Source organism: Serratia sp. HNCC26DJ206, from assembly GCF_057180605.1.
The window spans coordinates 1-371 of record NZ_JBXUGP010000149.1 but is presented as its reverse complement, the minus strand read 5'-3'; the positions used below and the strand labels follow the sequence as shown (position 1 = coordinate 371).

At 56.1% G+C, this 371-nt stretch carries 1 pseudogene; it reads right to left on the bottom strand.

The features are described 5' to 3' along the window. Positions 1 to 371 (bottom strand): annotated as a pseudogene (locus AC2A1E_RS24350) (transposase); the annotation flags it as partial.

Below are 371 nucleotides of genomic sequence, written 5' to 3'. Positions count from 1 at the left end.
CGTCCCCGCGCTTACTTATTCCCAACAGCCGAACTATTCCTCCAGAGCCAATCTGCTTTGGTACCAGGCCAACATAAGCCGCGAACTCCCGCCCGGATTTAAACGCTGATGCCTCCCCATCCTCGCGACTGCGGCCGTCGCAATCAGCGGCCCCACTCCGGGGATGTTTATCAGCCGCTTACAGGTCTCATTCTGCCTGGCCACACTGAAAAGCTGTTTTTCAATGCCGTTTATCAGTGAGTCCAGTTCATTCAGCCTGTTGTACTGGTCTTTCAGCAACGTGATGAGATACGGTGGTAGCCTCATTGTCATCCGCTCCAGGGCGGCGGGTAACTCTCGGTCTAGCGCTGCCCGGTCGTTGTGGACAGTCT